We start from the raw sequence: 17115 nt of genomic DNA on the forward strand, positions 1-17115 counted from the left end.
CACTGCTAGGCTGGCGGCATGCCGGCCATCACCCTCGACCACCTGCGCCACCATGCCGTGGCGCGCACGCTGTTTGCGCCCACCACGCTGCCGCAGGCCATCGCCCGCCTGGGCTTCGTGCAGGCCGACCCGATCCGCGCCCCGGCCCGCGCGCAGGACCTGACGCTGCGCCACCGCGTCAGCGGCTACCGCGCCGGCGATCTGGAGGCCCGCTACCCACGGCTGGCCATCGAGGAAGACTTCTTCGTCAACTACGGCTTCCTGCCGCGCGCCATCCAGGCCCTGATGCACCCGCGCACGGCGGCCAGCACCTGGCCGGCGGCCCGCCAGCGCCAGGCGGCGGCGGTGCTGGATTTCGTGCGCGAACGCGGCGTGGTGCACCCGCGCGAGGTGGACGCGCAGTTCCAGCACGGCAAGGCCAGGAACTGGTTCGGCGGCAGCAGCAATGCCAGCACCCAGCTGCTCGATGCGATGCACTTCCGCGGCCTGCTGCGCATCGCCCGGCGCGAGGGTGGCGTGCGGCTGTACGCCCCGCGCATCGACAGCGGCCCACCGCCCGACCCGCAGGCCGCGATGGACGCGCTGGCCGATGTGGTGCTGGCCAAGTACGCGCCGCTGCCGCAGCCCAGCTTCAGCATGCTGGTGCACCGGGTGGGCCATGGCGCGCCGCAGTGGCAGCACCTGTGCAAGGCCACGGTGCTGCGCGCGCGCCAGCGGCATCCGCAGGTGGAGATCGACGGCGTGCGCTGGCTGTGGCCCGATGGCGAAGCCCCGGCCTCACGCCGCCATGCCAGCCGGGCGCAGGCCGATGTGGTGCGGCTGCTGGCGCCGTTCGACCCCATCGTCTGGGACCGCCGGCGTTTTGCCCTGCTGTGGGGCTGGGACTACCGCTTCGAGGCCTACACGCCGGCGCCCAAGCGCATCCGCGGCTACTACGCGCTGCCGCTGCTGTGGCGCGACCGGGTGATCGGCTGGGGCAACCTGGCAGTGCAGGACGGCGCGCTGGTGGCCGACATCGGCTTCGTCGGCGGCCGGCCGCCCGATGACGCCGGCTTCGCCGCCGCGCTGGACGACGAACTGCAGCGCCTCAGCGGATTCCTCGGCCTCGCCTGAGCCTCAGCGCTGGCCCTGGCGGCCCACCACCCTGGGACCGATGAGCTGCCCCAGGGCAGACACGGTGGTGAAGCCGGTGATGTCGCGCGGCCAGGCCGCGGCCGGCAGGTTGTGGCGCACCAGCGCGGTGGTGCTGGCCACCACCGACAGGAACACCGCGCCGAACAGTGCGCCGGAACCGAAGACCGCCAGCGCCTGCGGGCTCAGCACCGGCAGCATGTAGAAGCCGGTGATCGCACCCTCGCCCAGCCGCTGCCCGCGCAGCAGGGTGATGATGAAGGTCATGTGGCCGATGTCGCCCAGGCCGAAGCAGCAGTAGCCGGCCAGCGCCCAGCGCCCGCGGCATCAGCAACGCGCCCAGCAGGTAGACGGCAGCGTTGCCGGTGTTCCTCGCGCCAGCGGTGAAGCAGGACCAGCGCCAGGGCCTGGCGCAGCACCGCGGCCGCGGTCATGCCGCCGTGCGGGCCGACAGCAGCGCGGCGGCCAGCTCGGCGAAGCCGTCACCGCGCTCAGCCTGGGTGACATAGCCCGGAAACGCCTGCAACTGCGGCACGAAGCGGGCAATGTTGGCCACGCCCACCGTCAGCGGCAGGGCCTGGAACATCGCCTGGTCGTTGGTGCTGTCGCCCACGTAGACCCACTCGGCCGGGTTCCAGGCCCGGCCCAGCGCCTGCTGCACCGCCCAGCGCGCGCCGCTGGGCTTGTCGTGGTCGCCGATCCAGCCGTTGACGTGGATGGAGCTGACGGTGGCCGTCAGGCCATGGGCCTGCATCACCGCCACCACCTGGGCGATCTGCACGGCATCGAGGTGCGCGAACTCGCTGTGGTCGATGGCGATGTCGGTCAGGCGGCCGGCGCTGTCCTGCGCCAGCGTGGCGCCGGGCACCTGGGCCAGCACCGCCTGGGCGCAGGCCTGCAGCCGGCGCTGGTGGGCGGCGCGGGTGGCGGCATCAGCGACGAAGTCGATCTGCAGCCGCCCGCCCTGGCGGCGCAGCATCACGGCGCCGTTCTCGGCCACGATGGCGGCCACCGGCCAGGCCAGCGCAAACGGCTCGCTCCAGCCGGCCGGCCGGCCGGTGATGGCCACCACCGGCACGCCGGCCGCGGCCAGCTGCTGCAGTGCCGCCAGCGCGGCGGGCGCGATGGCGCCGTCCTGGGTGAGGGTGTCGTCGATGTCGGTGAGCACACCGTGCAGCCGGGCCAGTTGGGTGGCCGGCAGCGTGGCCAACGGGCGCAGGCGGCCGGCGGCGGCTTCGGGCAAGGCCGTCAGGTGCGGAGAAGCAGGCCGCGTCATCGCGGCAGTCTCCCACAGGGGTGGGTGCAGGCCGCCGGGGGTTGATGCCGATCAAGACATGCTGGACCCGAGGCGCGGGAACATGGCGCTGTCACCACCGATTCATCGCGCTGTCACCGGAGCACGGCATGGCCAAGGACACCCCCGCCCCCACCAGCACCGCTGCCAACGCCGCGCCGCGCAAGCCCCGCAGCCCGCGCCGCAGGGTGGCCGCCGGCGACACTGCGCCGCTGCTGCAGCCGGCGGCCATCGCTGCCCACATGGCCGACCGCGCCACCACCGGCGCCCGCACCGAGCAGGCCATGGCCCTGGCCGATGTGCTGGCCCGCCATGCCCAGGGCCAGAGCGCCGGCACGGTGCTGGCCGAACTGCAGGCGCTGATGGACGGTGCCTCGCCCGACGACCGCAAGGCGCTGCGCAAGCTGCTGTTCCAGCCCGCGGCCACGCCGGCCGAGGCCGATGCCGACACCGCCCTGTCGCCGGGCTGGCGCGAAGGCCAGTACCCCTACAAGAACCTGCTGTTGCGCCGCCGCTACGAGCAGCAGAAATACCGCCTGCAGGTGGAGCTGCTGAAGCTGCAGGCCTGGGTGAAGGACACCGGCGCGCGGGTGGTCATCCTGTTCGAGGGACGCGATGCCGCCGGCAAGGGCGGCACCATCAAGCGGCTGATGGAGCATCTGAACCCGCGCGGCGCCCGCGTGGTGGCGCTGGAGAAGCCCAGCGAGGTGGAGCGCGGCCAGTGGTACTTCCAGCGCTACATCCAGCACCTGCCGACCCGTGGCGAGATCGTGCTGTTCGACCGCAGCTGGTACAACCGCGCCGGTGTCGAGCGGGTGATGGGCTTCTGCTCCGATGCCGAGTACGACGAGTTCCTGCGCCAGACGCCGGAATTTGAACGCCAGCTGGTGCGCAGCGGCGTGCACCTGTTCAAGTTCTGGTTCTCGGTCAGCCGCGCCGAGCAGCGCCGCCGCTTCAAGGAACGCAAGCTGCATCCGCTCAAGCAGTGGAAGTTGAGCCCCATCGACCTGGCCAGCCTGGACAAGTGGGACGACTACACCCGCGCCAAGGAGGCGATGTTCCTGCACTGCGACACCAGCGACGCACCCTGGACGGTGATCAAGAGCGACTGCAAGAAGCGCGCACGCCTGAATGCCATGCGCTACCTGCTGCACCGCCTGCCCTATGCCCGCAAGGACCTGGCCGCCGTCGGCGCGGTCGATCCGCTGATCGTCGGCCGGCCCAGCCTGGTGCCCAGCATCGGCGACGACCAGCTCGCCGGCAACGCCGGCTGATGGCGCAGCCGCCCCCCCCGCGAACAGGGGGGGCTGCCATTCGTGGGATCTGTCACATCCCGGCGCTGCACGCGGTCGGCGGCACGTGCTTAGAATGCGGGCCTGTTTCGAGGAGCGTTGCAAGGCCACCCCCCGGCCCCAGGCTCGAAACCACTTCCCAGTGCAACGTCGCTCACCCCCAGTTCTTGCCGCGGGTGCGTGTCTTTCCCCCCCTCTGTCACCGCTTGCAGCAAGCTGTTCGGGCCATTTCCGGAGCCACATCCATGAACGCCGTCTTGAAGCCGATCCACAACGACCAGTACGCCATCGCCGACCTGTCCCTCGCCGCCTGGGGCCGCAAGGAACTGAACATCGCCGAGCATGAAATGCCCGCGCTGATGGCGATCCGCCGCGAATACGCGGTGAGCCAGCCGCTCAAGGGCGCCCGCATCACCGGCAGCCTGCACATGACCATCCAGACCGCCGTGCTGGTGGAGACGCTGCAGGCCCTGGGCGCCGAAGTGCGCTGGGCCAGCTGCAACATCTTCAGCACGCAGGACCACGCCGCCGCGGCGCTGGTCGAGCGCGGCACGCCGGTGTTCGCCTACAAGGGCGAGACGCTGAAGGACTACTGGGACTACACCCACCGCATCTTCGAGTTCGGCGCCAAGGGCGCGGCCGGCGAAGGCCCGAACATGATCCTGGACGACGGCGGCGATGCCACGCTGCTGATGCACCTGGGCAAGCGTGCCGAGAAGGACGCCTCGGTCATCGCCAACCCGGGCAGCGAGGAAGAGCGCGAGCTGTTCGCCGCGATCAAGGCCAAGCTGGCCCAGGACAGCACCTGGTACAGCCGCAAGTCGGCCGAGATCATCGGCGTGACCGAGGAAACCACCACCGGCGTGCACCGCCTGAACGAGATGTCGGCCAAGGGCACGCTGATGTTCCGGGCCATCAACGTCAACGACTCGGTCACCAAGAGCAAGTTCGACAACCTGTACGGCTGCCGCGAGTCGCTGGTCGACGCGGTCAAGCGCGCCACCGACGTGATGATCGCCGGCAAGATCGCCGTCGTCGCCGGCTACGGTGACGTGGGCAAGGGCAGCGCCCAGGCCCTGCGCGCGCTGAGCGCCCAGGTGTGGGTGACCGAGATCGACCCGATCAACGCCCTGCAGGCCGCCATGGAAGGCTACCGCGTGGTGACCATGGAGTACGCCGCCGACAAGGCCGACATCTTCGTGACCGCCACCGGCAACAAGGCCGTCATCAACCGCGCCCACATGGACGCGATGAAGAACAACGCCATCGTCTGCAACATCGGCCACTTCGACAACGAGATCGACATCGCGTCGATCGAGAACCTGGAGTGGGAAGAGATCAAGCCGCAGGTCGACCATGTGATCTTCCCGGACGGCAAGCGCATCATCATGCTGGCCAAGGGCCGGCTGGTGAACCTGGGCTGCGGCACCGGCCACCCCAGCTACGTGATGAGCAGCTCGTTCGCCAACCAGACGATCGCCCAGATCGAGCTGTTCGCCCACAAAGACGCGTACGACATCGGCAAGGTCTATGTGCTGCCCAAGCACCTGGACGAGAAGGTGGCCCGCCTGCAGCTGGTGACGCTGAACGCCCAGCTCAGCGAGCTGACGGAAGAGCAGGCCGCCTACATCGGCGTGCCCAAGCAAGGCCCGTTCAAGCCCGACACCTACAGGTACTGACCCCCCCGAAGCGCCTGCGGCGCTCCCCCCCAGGGGGGCGACGCCAGCGGCCCGGCGAAGCCGGTTCCGCGGCGTCCGTTTGATCTGCAGCGCCCTGGTGGCGCTGCTTTCATTTCTGCGCGCGACACACGCGCCCAACTGGAGAGCCCCATGGCCCAGTTTCCGATCAGCATCGAGTTCTTCCCGCCGAACACGCCGGTGGGCAGCGAGAAGCTCAAGACCGTGGTGCAGGACCTGAGCATCCTGCAGCCCGAGTTCTTCAGCGTGACCTACGGCGCAGGCGGTGCCACCCGCGACAAGACGCTGGCCACGGTGCAGGCCATCGCCGCCCTGGGCCACGAGGCCGCGCCGCACCTGAGCTGCGTGGGCAGCACGCGCGAGGGCATCGCGGAGATCCTGGCCACCTACCGGGCCCAGGGCATCCGACGCATCGTGGCGCTGCGTGGCGACCTGCCCAGCGGCACCGCGGTGGCCGGCGAGTTCCGCTATGCCAGCGAACTGGTGCGCTTCATCCGCGAGACCCAGGGCCCTGACTGGCACATCGAGGTGGCGGCCTACCCCGAGTACCACCCCGAGCAGCGCTATGCCGCCAAGGACCTGCAGCACTTCGCAGACAAGGTGAAGGCGGGTGCCGATTCAGCCATCACCCAGTTCTTCTTCAACCCCGATGCCTACTTCCACTTCGTGGACGCGGTGGGCAAACTGGGCGTGAACGTGCCGATCGTGCCGGGCATCATGCCGATCCACAACTTCGCCCGCATCGTGCAGTTCGCCCAGCGCGACGGCATCGAGATCCCGCGCTGGGTGATGCTGAAGATGGAGGGCTACCTGGACGACACCGCGTCGATCCGCGCCTTCGGCATCGACGTGGTGGCCCAGCTGTGCCAGCGCCTGATCGACGGCGGCGCACCGGCCATCCACTTCTACGCGCTGAACCAGAGCGCGCTGACGCTGGAAATCTGCAGCCGGTTGAAGCGCTGAGCTTCAGTTTGGGGCTCGTTGCGGGCCTTGCCTGCGTTGATTCGAGCGATCGCGCTGAAGATGGCGAACCGGCAAGTTCCGCTTCGAGCCCAGAGCAGCCCTCACACCACCGCGGCCTGCGCCCGCAACCAGGCTGCCAGCGCCTGGGCATCCGGGCGCTGGGCGGCGCCCGGGGCCAGGATCAGGAAGTAGGCGCGCGCCGTGGCCGTGGCCTCACCGAAGGGCACGACCAGTTGCCGCTTCTTCAGCAACCCGTCAATCAGCGGACGGCGGCCCAGCGTGATGCCGTGGCCGGCCACCGCGGCGGCAATGGCTTCGTTGTAGCTGTTGAAGGTCAGCCGCGCCACCGGCTGCAGGTGCGGCTGGCCAAGCTGGCGCAGCCAGGGCTCCCATTCCAGCGGCATGCTGGTGCCGCCCGGATCGGCCACCTGCAGCAGCGTGTGGTGGACCAGATCGGCCGGCTGGGCCAACGGATGCGGCTTGCGCCGCAGCAGCGCCGGGCTGCACACCGGCACCAGCGCCTCGCCAAACAGGCGTTCACCCGCCGCACCGTCCATCGGCTGGTAGCGCACGGCCAGGTCGAAGCCGTCGCGCTGCAGGTCACGCCTCTCGAAACTGGCATCGAGCCGCACGTCCACGCCCGGATGGTCGCGGGTGAACCCGGCCAGCCGCGGGATCAGCCACAGCGCGGCGAAGCTGGGCGTGGTGGTCAACGCCAGCGGCGCCGGCGCGACCGGGGCGCGGATGGCGTTCACCGCCTCGGTGAGCTGGGCCATCGCAGCGCGGGTGGCGGCCAGCAGGCGCTCGCCAGCGGGCGTCAACGCCAGCGCGCGGTGGCGGCGCTCGAACACCGGCACGCCCAGCGCCGCCTCCAGCGCCTGCACCTGGCGGCTCAGCGCCGACTGGGTGATGAAGCGTTCCGCCGCCGCGGCGGTGATGCTGCCGCGGCGGGCCACCGCTTCGAAGGACACCAGCAGATCGAGTGGCGGCAGCCGCTGGGCAGGGTTTGACATGCGCCGGGAGAATGCGTTGGATGCAAATTGAGCGTTTGTCAGGCTGTCAGCGCAGCTGAAGAATGCATGCACAGCCCCGGAGATCGCATGCCATCACATGCATCCGGCGCATTCAAGGAGTCTGCCATGCATCTCGACATCCACCAAGCCCTGGTGCCGCTCACCAGCCCCATGCCGCTGCGCCTGGCCGGCGCCCGCGGCACCCGCGTGCGCAGCCTGGCCGGCACACTGTGGGTCACCACCGACGGTGATCTGCGCGACCAGGTGCTGGAGCGCGGTGAATCGCTGGTCATCGACAGCGACGCGCCGGTGCTGGTCACGCCGCTGGGCGGCAGCGCCACCGTGGGCCTGAGCGACGTCGGCCAGCCCGCCGCCGCGCCGGCCAGGCCATCGGCCTGGCGGCAGCTGCTGCGCCCCGGCCGCCTGGCCGCGGCCTGATCAGGCCAGCTCGGCGCGGCGCGGCAGGTCGGCGCCGCGCCGGCTGCAGGTGATGGCGGCGGCGCGGGCGGCAAAGCCCAGCGCCTCGGCCAGCGCCGTGTTGTCGATGGCGGCCAGTGCCGCGGGCGTGAGCCGGCCGGTCTCGGCCGCCCAGGTCAGCAGGGCGGCCTGGAAGGTGTCGCCGGCGCCCACGGTGTCGGCCACGGCCACCTTCACCGGTGGCGTGTGGACGCTGCCGCGGGCGGTGAAGCCGACCGCGCCGTCGGCGCCGCGCGTCACCACCACCAGCGGCGTGCCGGCGGCCAGCGCATCGGCGGCGAACTGGGTGATGCTGCGGCCCGGGTACAGCAGGCCCAGGTCCTCGTCACTGACCTTCAGCAGGTGGGTGCGCGGCAGCATCCACTGCAGCGTGGCCCGCCACACATCCAGGTCGGGCTCGACATTGGCTCGGATGTTGGGGTCGTAGCTGATCACGCTGCGGCGGTGTTCCCGTTCGACCAGCGTCCGCTGGGTGGCGCCCACCGGCTGCACCACCATCGCATAGCTGCCGAGGTGAAAGCAGTTGGCCTCGGCCGGGATGGCCTCCAGGTGCTCGGCACGCAGCAGCCGGTCGGCACAGCCCTGGCCGTAGAAGGCATAGCTGGGCACACCGCGTGCGTCCAGGCCGATCAGGCTCAAGGTGGTGGGTGCATCGATGCGGGCGGTGGCACGGGCGTCGATGCCCTCGTCGTCCAGCGCCTGCATCAGCCGCTCGCCGGCAAAGCCGGTGCCCACGCCGCCGCAGAAGCCCACCGGCTGGCCCAGCCGCGCCAGGCCCAGGGCCACGTTGAACGGGCTGCCGCCGATGCGGCCGTCGAAGCCCAGGCCGGTGGGCGTGCTGCCGGTGGCGAACACGTCGAACAGCGCTTCTCCGCAGACGATGAACATGGTGGGGCTCTCCGGGTTATCCATTAATCAATCAACTTGATTTATTTAAACACGCTGCGCAGAATGGCGCCATCCGTTGAATCCCCAACGGCAGCGGCCAACAACGATGTTCACGAGTGGCCCCACCCCACCCCCAGGAGACTGACCATGCGCGCACCCCTTCTTGCTTCCGTCCTGGCCCTGGCCGCCGGCGCTGCCGTTGCACAGGCCCAGCCGGTGATCGGCCTGATCACCAAGACCGAAACCAACCCGTTCTTCGTGAAGATGAAGGAAGGCGCGGCCGAGGCGGCCAAGGCGCAGGGCGCCAAGCTGCTCAGCGGTGCGGGCAAGACCGACGGCGACAACGCCGGCCAGGTGACGGCGATGGAGAACATGATCGCCGCCGGCGCCAAGACCATCCTGATCACGCCCAGCGACAGCAAGGCCATCCTGCCGGCGATCAAGAAGGCCCGCGACAAGGGCGTGATGGTGATCGCGCTGGACAGCCCCACCGACCCGGTGGACGGCACCGACGCGCTGTTCGCCACCGACAACTACCAGGCCGGCGTGCTGATCGGCCAGTACGCCAAGGCGGCGCTGGGCGGCAAGCCGGCGAAGATCGTCACGCTGGACCTGTTCCCCGGCCACCCGGTGGGCGCACAGCGGCACAACGGCTTCTTGAAGGGCTTCGGCCTGGCCGCGCCCGATGCCAAGAGCAACGAGTTGGGCAAGGCCGCCGAGGTGGTGTGCATGGCCGACAGCTTCGGCGACCGCGCCAAGGGCCAGACCGCGATGGAGAACTGCCTGCAGAAGGCCGGTGACGTGAACGTGGTCTACACCATCAACGAGCCCGCCGCCGCCGGTGCCTACAACGCATTGAAGAAGGCCGGCAAGGAGAAGGGCGTGGTCATCGTCTCGGTGGACGGCGGCTGCGCCGGCATCGCCGACGTGGGCGCCGGCATCATCGCCGCCACCAGCCAGCAGTACCCGCTGAAGATGGCCGCGATGGGCGTCGAAGCCGGCGTGGCCTATGCCAAGACCGGCAAGAAGGTCAGCGGCTACACCGACACCGGGGTCACGCTGATCGCCGCCAAGGCGCTGCCGGGCGTCGACAGCAAGGACGTCAAGACCGGCACGGACCTGTGCTGGGGAAAGAAGTAAGCCCACCCCGTAGCGGCTGACGCCGCTCCCCCTCAAGGGGGCGACCCCAGTGGCCCGGCGTAGCCGGTTCCACGGGGTCCGCTTGACAGGCGCGCGGTGCGCGCCAGCGGGGTGCTGCGCACCGCCGCGGTTCACTCACTCCAGCCAGGACGCCCCATGAAACTCCCACCGATCGGCCAGCTCGGGCCGTTCATCGCGCTGGTCATCGCCTGCGCCTTCTTCGCCACGCAGAGCGACCGCTTCCTGACCGGCGCCAACCTGAGCCTGATCCTGCAGCAGGTGATGGTGGTGGGCGTGATCGCGATCGGCCAGACGCTGATCGTGCTGACCGCAGGCATCGACCTGTCCTGCGGCATGGTGATGGCACTCGGCAGCATCGTGATGACCAAGCTCGCGGTGGAGATGGGCCTGCCGGCGCCGCTGGCCATCCTGTGCGGCGTGGGTGTCACCGCGCTGTTCGGTCTGGTCAACGGGCTGCTGGTCACACGGGTGAAGCTGCCGCCGTTCATCGTCACCCTGGGCACGCTGAACATCGCCTTCGCGATCACCCAGCTGTACTCCAACGCGCAGACGGTGACCGACGTGCCGCCGCTGATGACCTGGCTGGGCAACACCTTCTCGATCGGCGGCACCGAGGTCGGCTTCGGCGCGGTGCTGATGGTGCTGCTGTACCTGGGCACCTGGTTCTGGCTGCGCGAGACGGCCGCCGGCCGCCATGTCTACATGGTGGGCAACAACCCCGAGGCGACACGCCTCGTCGGCATCCCCACCGACCGGGTGCTGCTGGGCGTCTACGTGCTGGCCGGCGTGTTCTACGGCCTGGCCAGCCTGCTCAGCGTGGCCCGCACCGGCGTGGGTGACCCCAACGCCGGCCAGACCGAGAACCTGGACGCCATCACCGCCGTGGTGCTGGGCGGCACCAGCCTGTTCGGTGGCCGCGGCGTGATCCTGGGCACGCTGATCGGCGCCATCGTCGTCGGCGTGCTGCGCAATGGCCTCACGCTGATGGGCGTGGCCTCGGTCTACCAGGTGCTGATCACCGGCATCCTCGTGATCGCGGCGGTGGCCGTCGATCAACTGTCCCGCAAGGGCGCCCGCTGAACCCGGCAGGAGCACACACCATGAGCCAACCCAAACTCGTGCTGCAGGCCACCGGCCTGGTCAAGCGCTACGGCCAGGTCACCGCGCTGGACGGTGCCGACTTCGAGCTGCGCGCCGGCGAGATCCTGGCGGTGATCGGCGACAACGGCGCCGGCAAGAGCAGCCTGATCAAGGCACTGTCGGGCGCCACCATCCCCGATGCCGGCGAGATCCTGCTGGACGGCCGGCCGATCCGCTTCGCCAGCCCGATGGACGCCCGCCGCGCCGGCATCGAATGCTGCTACCAGGATCTGGCGGTGGCCCCGGCGATGACGATCACCGAGAACCTGTTCATGGGCCGCGAGCTGCGCCGCCCGGGCATCCTGGGCAGCGTGCTGCGGATGATGGACAAGAAGGCCATGCTGGAGACGGCGATGGCCCGCATGGCCGATCTGAAGGTGGGCATCCGCTCGATGACCCAGGCGGTAGAGACGCTGTCGGGCGGCCAGCGCCAGTGCGTGGCCGTGGCCCGCGCCGCCGCCTTTGCCGAGCATGTGGTGATCCTCGACGAGCCCACCGCCGCGCTGGGCGTGAAGGAGGGCAACATGGTGCTGGAGCTGATCCGCCGGGTGCGCGACAAGGGCCTGCCGGTGATCCTGATCAGCCACAACATGCCGCATGTCTTCGAGATCGCCGACCGCATCCACGTGGCCCGGCTCGGCAAGCGCGCCGCGGTGCTGAACCCGAAGAAGATCAGCATGAGCGACACCGTGGCGGTGATGACCGGGGCGATGCCGCCCGAGCAGATCCCCGCGGACTGTCTGGCATGAGGCCGGCATGCTGAAGGGCATCGACCCGCTGCTCACGCCGGATCTGCTGAAGGTGCTGGCCGAGATGGGCCACGGCGACGAACTGGTGATTGCCGACGCCAACTTCACCGCCGCCAGCCTGGGCCGTGGCAAGCCGGTCGTCCCGCTGGCCGGCGTGGGCGTGCAGCGCGCCTGCGAGGCGGTGCTGAGCCTGCTGCCGCTGGACGCCATGGTCGACCAGCCCGTGGCCTGCATGCAGGTGGGCGGCACGCCGGCCGGCTACCGCAGTGCGCAGCAGCGCACGCTGATGGCCGCGCTGGAAGCGGCCGGCCATGCCACGCCCGCACAATGGCTGGCGATGGAGCGCTTCGCCTTCTACGACCGCGTGAAAGCCGCCTTCGCCATCGTGCACACCGGCGAGCTGCAGCCCTGGGCCAATGTGATCCTGAAGAAGGGCGTGCTGGGTGAACCGCTCCAACCCTGACCTGCTGGCCGCCGCCGACGCACTGCGCCTGAAGCCCCGCGGCTCCAGCCAGGGCGGGCTGCGCCAGTACAACGAGCGGGTGGTGCTGCAGGCCATCCGCCTGCATGGCGCGCTGCCCGGCGCCGAGATCGCCCGCGTCACCCAGCTCACCGCGCAGACCGTCAGCCTGATCACCAAGCGGCTGGAGGCCGACGGCCTGCTGCTGCGCGGCGCACCGCAGCGCGGCAAGGTGGGCCAGCCCTCGGTGCCGCTGCGGCTGAACCCCGACGGCGCGCTGGCCATCGGCATCAAGGTGGGCCGCCGCAGCATGGACGTGCTGCTGGTCGACTTCACCGGCGCGGTGCGCCAGCGCTGGACGCTGGACTACCGCTACCCCGACCCTGACCAGCTGCTGGCCGAGATCACCGCCCGCCTGGCCGGGATCACCACGCAGCTCAGCGCCGATGCCCTCGCCCGGGTGCAGGGTGTGGGCATCGCCGCGCCGTTCAGCCTGGGCGGCTGGCAGACGCTGCTGGACATGCCGCCCGCCGTGGCCGCCCGCTGGCCGCAGGTGAACCTGCGCGCCGAGGTGGCTGCCCGCACCGAGCTGCCGGTGTCGCTGATCAAGGACACCGCCGCCGCCTGCGTGGCCGAGCTGGTGGCCGGCCGCGGCCGCAGCGTGCAGAGCTTCCTGTATGTCTTCGTCGACACCTTCATCGGCGGCGGCCTGGTGCTCGACAGCCACCTGCGCGCCGGCCTGCATGGCAATGCCGGCGCCATCGGCTCGCTGCCGATGGGCCTGGCGGGCAGCGCAGGCGCCGCGCCAGCCCAGCTGCTGAGCGTGGCCTCGCTGGCCAACCTGGAGGCCCGCTATCGCGCCCATGGGCTGGATGCCGCCGCGGTGGCCGACGACCGGGCCCTGCAGTCCGGCTGGCTGCCGCACACCCAGGCCTGGCTGGCCGAGGCCGCCGCTGCGGTGGCGCTGGCCGTCAACAGCGCCGCCTGCCTGCTCGACCTGGAGAGCGTGATCGTCGACGGCTCGTTCAGCCGGCCGCTGCAGGCCGCCCTGGTGGCCACGCTGCAGCAGGCGCTGGACGGCTACAGCTGGGAGGGCGTGACCCGCCCGGCGCTGCTGCCCGGCACCATCGGCTCCGATGCCCGTGCCCTGGGCGGCGCGCTGCTGCCGCTGCATGCCAACTTCTCGCCCGACCGCGACCTGTTCCTGAAGATCGCGGTCGACTGACACCGCCCAGCCCAGGGATGGGCAGCGCCGGCGACACACGCCAGACTCGGTAGATGTCCGCCCGACCGAGCCTGCCCATGCGCCCCCTGCCCCGCGGCTTCACCCTGATCGAACAGCTGGCCGTCATCAGCCTGGTCGGCACCGCCTCGGCGGCAGCCCTGCCCGCCCTGGCCGACCTGCAGTCGCGCGCGGCCGACACCACGCTGGCCACCCTGGCTGCGGCCGCCAGCTCGGCCATGGCGTTGAACCAGGCCGGCTGCCTGGTGACCAGCCAGCAGGCCGTGGACGGCAAGTGCCAGCCGGTGCGTGACTGCACCGACGTGGCCACGCTGTGGATGGGCGAGATCCCGACCGGCTATGCCGTGCTGCCGCAGCCCTTGGCGGCGCATGGCAGCCAGTGCACGCTGCAGCGCCTGCAGGATGGCGCCCGTGCCGCCTTCCACGGCGCGGCCACCGGCGGCTGACCGGTCAACCAGCCAGCGCTCAGTCGTTCATCAGCTGCAGCAGGCTGGGGCCGCGGCCGACGTCGGGCAACTCGGGCGGCGTCCAGGTCACGCCTTCCTCGGCGGCCCAGCGGGCCAGCGTGCCGTCGTCGCGGGCGCGGCTGATCACCGCGTCCAGCGCCGGGCGCACGGTGGCGTCGGAGGCCAGCGTGACGAAGCCCAGGTTCATGCCCAGCGGACGTCGCCAGACGGCGGCCTCGAGCCGGACACCGGGATGCTGCACCCGCCAGCCGTCGAACAGCGCCAGCGGCGCCATCACCGCGTCGAAGCGCGGCGCCGTGCCGGCGGGCGGCGCGGCCAGCTCGTCCAGCGGGTTCTCGCGCTGGTTCAGCGTCACCACGCGGCTGCGCAGCGTGCCGAACTTCCAGCCCATCGCCACCGCGCCACCCAGCGTGCCGGCCACCACGCCGATCTTGCGGCTGCCCAGATCGTTCAGGCTGGCCAGCGGCGGTGCGCCGGCCGGCAGCACCACGCCCAGCGCGGTGCCGATGTAGCCACGGCTGGGCGCCATGGCCTGCAGGGGGATGTAGGGCCGGTCACGCCGGCGCTTGGCGCCAGGGTAGTCGGGCGTGCGCGCGCTGGGGCGGGTGGGCGGGCCGAACTCGCCGGTCACCAGCGGGAAGCCGCTGACCGCGTCGCAGACGCCCGCCGCGAGCAGCGCCGCCACCTCGTGGGTGAGCGTGCTCTCCTTCTCGTAGGACGTCTCGAAGGGCACCAGCTTCAGCGGGCGGCCCAGGGCATCGGCCGCGGCCTGGGCGATGCGCACGTCCAGCCCGCGCGGCTGGCCGGCCACCAGGTGCGACAGCGGCGGGTTGTCGGCGGCCACGCACACCGCCAGCGGCGCGGGCTGGGCCAGCGCGGCGCCACCGGCCAGGGCTGCGACCCAGGCCAGCGCGCGGCTAGTTCTCCTTGCCACCGCGGCTACCCACGTAGGCCCACAGCACGGCCAGTTGCTCCGGCGTCAGCGCATCCTTGAACGAGGGCATGTTGCCCTTGCCCTGGACCACGCTTTGATGGAAGCGCTCCGCCTGGTCGGTCGGGAACTTGCGCAGGTCATACACCGTGGTGCCGGCATTGACCATGTTGCGGCCGTGGCACTGCGAACAGGTGCGGTGGAACTGCTCCCGCCCGGCCTCGATCTGCGCGGCCTCGAACCGCCCACCCGTGGCTTGCGCCAGGGTGGACAGCGGCAAGATCGCCAGCAGGACAACGGCCGAACCAAGCGGCCGTCGCGGAACCGGCTTTGCCGGGCCGCTGGCGGCGCCCCCCTGGGGGGGAGCGCCGCAGGCGCTTCGGGGGGGGATCATTTCAAGGCGAAGGTCCAGACCGAGCCACCCGCAGGCGTGGCGGCCATGCGCTCGTCACCCAGCAGGGCCCACACGCCGCCGGCACCGGCGGTGATGGTGACGTACTGCTTGCCCTTGTGCTCCCAGGTCACCGGCAGGCCGATGATGCCGGTGCCGACATTGAACTCATAGAGCTTCTTGCCGCTGGTGGCGTCGACGGCCATGAACTCGCCGGTGGCCGCGCCGGTGAACACCAGGTTGCCCGCGGTGGACAAGGTGCCGGCCATGCTCGGCTGGCCGGGCCAGGCCATCTGCCACTTGCTCTTGCCGGTCATCGGGTCGATGGCGCTCAGGTAGCCGTGGGGCTGGTCCTTGGGCATCATCACGCCGCGGAAGTTGATGCCCAGGTACCACTCGCCGCGCTTGTACTCGGGCTTGGCCAGCTGGTACGGCCAGGCGATGTTCAGCGTGTTGGCATAGGCCAGGCCGGTGGCCGGGTTCCAGGACATCGGCGTCCAGTTCTTGCCGCCCAGCACCGACGGCCAGACCATCTCGTCGCCACCAGCACGGATGTTCTTGGTGACCTGGCTCTCCACCGGCCGGCCGGTGGCCATGTCGATCTTGTCGGCCCAGTTCACCTTCACGTAGGGGTTGGCGGCCAGCAGCTTGCCGTTGGCGCGGTCGAGCACGTAGAAGAAGCCGTTGCGGTTGGCCTGCGCCAGCACCTTGCGCGGCTTGCCGTCGATCTTGATGTCGACCAGCATGCCCACCTCGGTGGCGTCGTAGTCGTACGGGTCGTTCGGGCTGAACTGGTAGTGCCAGACCAACTCGCCGGTCTTCGGCCGGATGGCCACCACCGAGCACACGTACAGGTTGTCGCCCATGCGCACCGTGGGGTTCCAGGGACCGGCATTGCCGGTGCCCCAGTACACCAGATCGAGGTCGGGGTCGTAGGCACCGGTCAGCCAGGTGGGCGCGCCGCCCTTGCTGTGGGTGTCGCCGGGCCAGGTGTCGCCACCCTTCTCGCCCGGGGCGGCCGTGGTGTAGAACTTCCACAGGTGCTTGCCGGTGGCCGGATCCCAGCCGTCGATGAAGCCGCGGGTGCCGTACTCGCCGCCGGCGATGCCGGTGATCACCACGCCGTTGGCGATCAGCGGCGCACTGGTCATCGCATGGCCGTCCTGGTAGTTGGCGGCCTTCATCTTCCACAGCGTCTTGCCGGTCTTGGGGTCCATCGCCATGACGTGGGCATCCAGCGTCACGCGGAACAGCTTGCCGTCGTAGATGGCCGCGCCGCGGTTCAGGATGCCGCAGCAGGCGTACTTGAACACGTCCTGCGGCAGCTCGATCTCCTGCTTCCACAGCTGCTTGCCGGTGAGCGGGTCGAGCGCCACGGTGCTGTTGAAGGTGGTGACGTACATCACCCCCTCATGGATGATGGGCTGGCTTTCCTGGCCCTGCGGATTGTTCAGGCTGTAGCTCCAGGCGGGCTGCAGCTTGGCGGCGTTGCCGGCGTTGATCTGCTTGAGCGGGCTGTAGCGCTGGTTGTTGTAGCCCATGCCGTAGGTCAGCACATCGCCGGGCGTGCTGGCGTCGGCCTTCAGCGCGGCAGCGGATTGCGCCAGCACCGGGGGTGCGGTCAGGGATGCCAGGGCCGCACCGGCGGCCAGCCATCGGGTGATGTTCATGGGCACTGTCTCCTCGAGGTGGATGGTCCGTGCAACTGCCACGGCCGTCGGGAATCTTTCCCGGCATCGCATGGTGGGTGTTTGCAGCGCTGATGTCCATGCGTCCCGGGCTTTCCCTAGTGCGTGGGGCCCACAGTGCCTGCCTACA

General features: G+C 70.5%; 18 protein-coding genes and 1 riboswitch. Of the genes, 11 read left to right on the forward strand and 7 right to left on the reverse strand.

The genetic code is table 11. The features are described 5' to 3' along the window. The first annotated feature begins 18 nt into the window (after positions 1-18). Entirely contained in the window at positions 19-1113 is a 1095-nt protein-coding gene (locus tag FFT10_RS14595; protein ID WP_137733581.1) for a DNA glycosylase AlkZ-like family protein, read from the forward strand. A gap of 3 nt (positions 1114-1116) precedes the next feature. On the opposite strand, the gene FFT10_RS14600 is transcribed toward FFT10_RS14595, so the two are convergent. Both FFT10_RS14600 and FFT10_RS14605 read right to left on the reverse strand, forming a co-directional pair. Further along, positions 1117-1398 (reverse strand): YbfB/YjiJ family MFS transporter, encoded by a 282-nt coding sequence (locus FFT10_RS14600; RefSeq protein ID WP_137733582.1) that lies wholly within the window; start codon positions 1396-1398, stop codon positions 1117-1119. Between the two features lie 163 nt (positions 1399-1561). Then, a complete protein-coding gene (locus FFT10_RS14605; RefSeq protein WP_137733583.1) occupies positions 1562-2407 on the reverse strand; it encodes an HAD-IIB family hydrolase in 846 nt (281 codons plus the stop codon). A gap of 128 nt (positions 2408-2535) precedes the next feature. On the opposite strand from FFT10_RS14605, the gene ppk2 reads away from it, so the two are divergent. The 3 genes from ppk2 to metF all read left to right on the forward strand — a co-directional run bounded on the left by ppk2 (position 2536) and on the right by metF (position 6377). Further along, on the forward strand, positions 2536-3699 hold the full coding sequence (ppk2, locus tag FFT10_RS14610; RefSeq protein WP_137733584.1) for a polyphosphate kinase 2: 1164 nt from the start codon (positions 2536-2538) through the stop codon (positions 3697-3699). Between the two features lie 103 nt (positions 3700-3802). Then, positions 3803-3880, forward strand: a riboswitch (S-adenosyl-L-homocysteine riboswitch). A gap of 82 nt (positions 3881-3962) precedes the next feature. Next, positions 3963-5396, forward strand: coding sequence for an adenosylhomocysteinase (gene ahcY / locus FFT10_RS14615; protein WP_137733585.1), 1434 nt, complete (start codon positions 3963-3965; stop codon positions 5394-5396). Positions 5397-5546: 150 nt separating this feature from the next. Next, complete coding sequence (metF, locus tag FFT10_RS14620; RefSeq protein WP_137733586.1) at positions 5547-6377, forward strand: methylenetetrahydrofolate reductase [NAD(P)H]; 831 nt, start codon at positions 5547-5549, stop codon at positions 6375-6377. A 101-nt stretch (positions 6378-6478) separates the two neighbouring features. On the opposite strand, the gene FFT10_RS14625 is transcribed toward metF, so the two are convergent. Continuing rightward, positions 6479-7390: a LysR substrate-binding domain-containing protein gene (locus tag FFT10_RS14625; protein ID WP_137733587.1), complete on the reverse strand. Its 912-nt coding sequence runs from the start codon at positions 7388-7390 to the stop codon at positions 6479-6481. A gap of 126 nt (positions 7391-7516) precedes the next feature. Between FFT10_RS14625 and FFT10_RS14630 the strand changes: the two genes are divergently transcribed. Then, a complete protein-coding gene (locus FFT10_RS14630; RefSeq protein WP_162520802.1) occupies positions 7517-7828 on the forward strand; it encodes a DUF2917 domain-containing protein in 312 nt (103 codons plus the stop codon). On the opposite strand, the gene FFT10_RS14635 is transcribed toward FFT10_RS14630, so the two are convergent. Continuing rightward, entirely contained in the window at positions 7829-8755 is a 927-nt protein-coding gene (locus FFT10_RS14635; protein ID WP_137733589.1) for a carbohydrate kinase family protein, read from the reverse strand. A 147-nt stretch (positions 8756-8902) separates the two neighbouring features. Here FFT10_RS14635 and FFT10_RS14640 point away from each other — a divergent pair, with 147 nt between their 5' ends. From FFT10_RS14640 to FFT10_RS14665, 6 genes are all read left to right on the forward strand, one after another. After that, a complete protein-coding gene (locus tag FFT10_RS14640) occupies positions 8903-9895 on the forward strand; it encodes a sugar ABC transporter substrate-binding protein (RefSeq protein ID WP_137733590.1) in 993 nt (330 codons plus the stop codon). 156 nt (positions 9896-10051) lie between these two features. Continuing rightward, complete coding sequence (locus tag FFT10_RS14645; RefSeq protein ID WP_137733591.1) at positions 10052-10996, forward strand: ABC transporter permease; 945 nt, start codon at positions 10052-10054, stop codon at positions 10994-10996. A 20-nt stretch (positions 10997-11016) separates the two neighbouring features. After that, positions 11017-11805 carry an ATP-binding cassette domain-containing protein gene (locus FFT10_RS14650; RefSeq protein WP_137733592.1) on the forward strand — a complete coding sequence of 263 codons (789 nt, stop codon included), beginning with the start codon at positions 11017-11019 and terminating at the stop codon, positions 11803-11805. 7 nt (positions 11806-11812) lie between these two features. Then, a complete protein-coding gene (locus FFT10_RS14655; protein WP_137733593.1) occupies positions 11813-12268 on the forward strand; it encodes an RbsD/FucU family protein in 456 nt (151 codons plus the stop codon). Beyond that, positions 12249-13490 (forward strand): ROK family transcriptional regulator, encoded by a 1242-nt coding sequence (locus FFT10_RS14660; protein ID WP_228027121.1) that lies wholly within the window; start codon positions 12249-12251, stop codon positions 13488-13490. Before FFT10_RS14655 ends, FFT10_RS14660 begins: the two co-directional genes overlap by 20 nt. Before the next feature lie 77 nt (positions 13491-13567). After that, on the forward strand, positions 13568-13954 hold the full coding sequence (locus FFT10_RS14665) for a prepilin-type N-terminal cleavage/methylation domain-containing protein (protein WP_162520803.1): 387 nt from the start codon (positions 13568-13570) through the stop codon (positions 13952-13954). 19 nt (positions 13955-13973) lie between these two features. On the opposite strand, the gene FFT10_RS14670 is transcribed toward FFT10_RS14665, so the two are convergent. The 3 genes from FFT10_RS14670 to FFT10_RS14680 form a co-directional block, all read right to left on the reverse strand. Then, positions 13974-14909, reverse strand: coding sequence for a substrate-binding periplasmic protein (locus tag FFT10_RS14670; protein WP_137733595.1), 936 nt, complete (start codon positions 14907-14909; stop codon positions 13974-13976). Beyond that, on the reverse strand, positions 14893-15186 hold the full coding sequence (locus FFT10_RS14675; RefSeq protein ID WP_162520804.1) for a c-type cytochrome: 294 nt from the start codon (positions 15184-15186) through the stop codon (positions 14893-14895). Before FFT10_RS14675 ends, FFT10_RS14670 begins: the two co-directional genes overlap by 17 nt. Before the next feature lie 110 nt (positions 15187-15296). Next, positions 15297-16967 carry a PQQ-dependent dehydrogenase, methanol/ethanol family gene (locus FFT10_RS14680; RefSeq protein ID WP_137733597.1) on the reverse strand — a complete coding sequence of 557 codons (1671 nt, stop codon included), beginning with the start codon at positions 16965-16967 and terminating at the stop codon, positions 15297-15299. Between the last annotated feature and the right edge of the window lie 148 nt (positions 16968-17115).

Source organism: Pseudaquabacterium pictum (assembly GCF_005403045.1).
Lineage (GTDB): Bacteria > Pseudomonadota > Gammaproteobacteria > Burkholderiales > Burkholderiaceae_C > Pseudaquabacterium > Pseudaquabacterium pictum.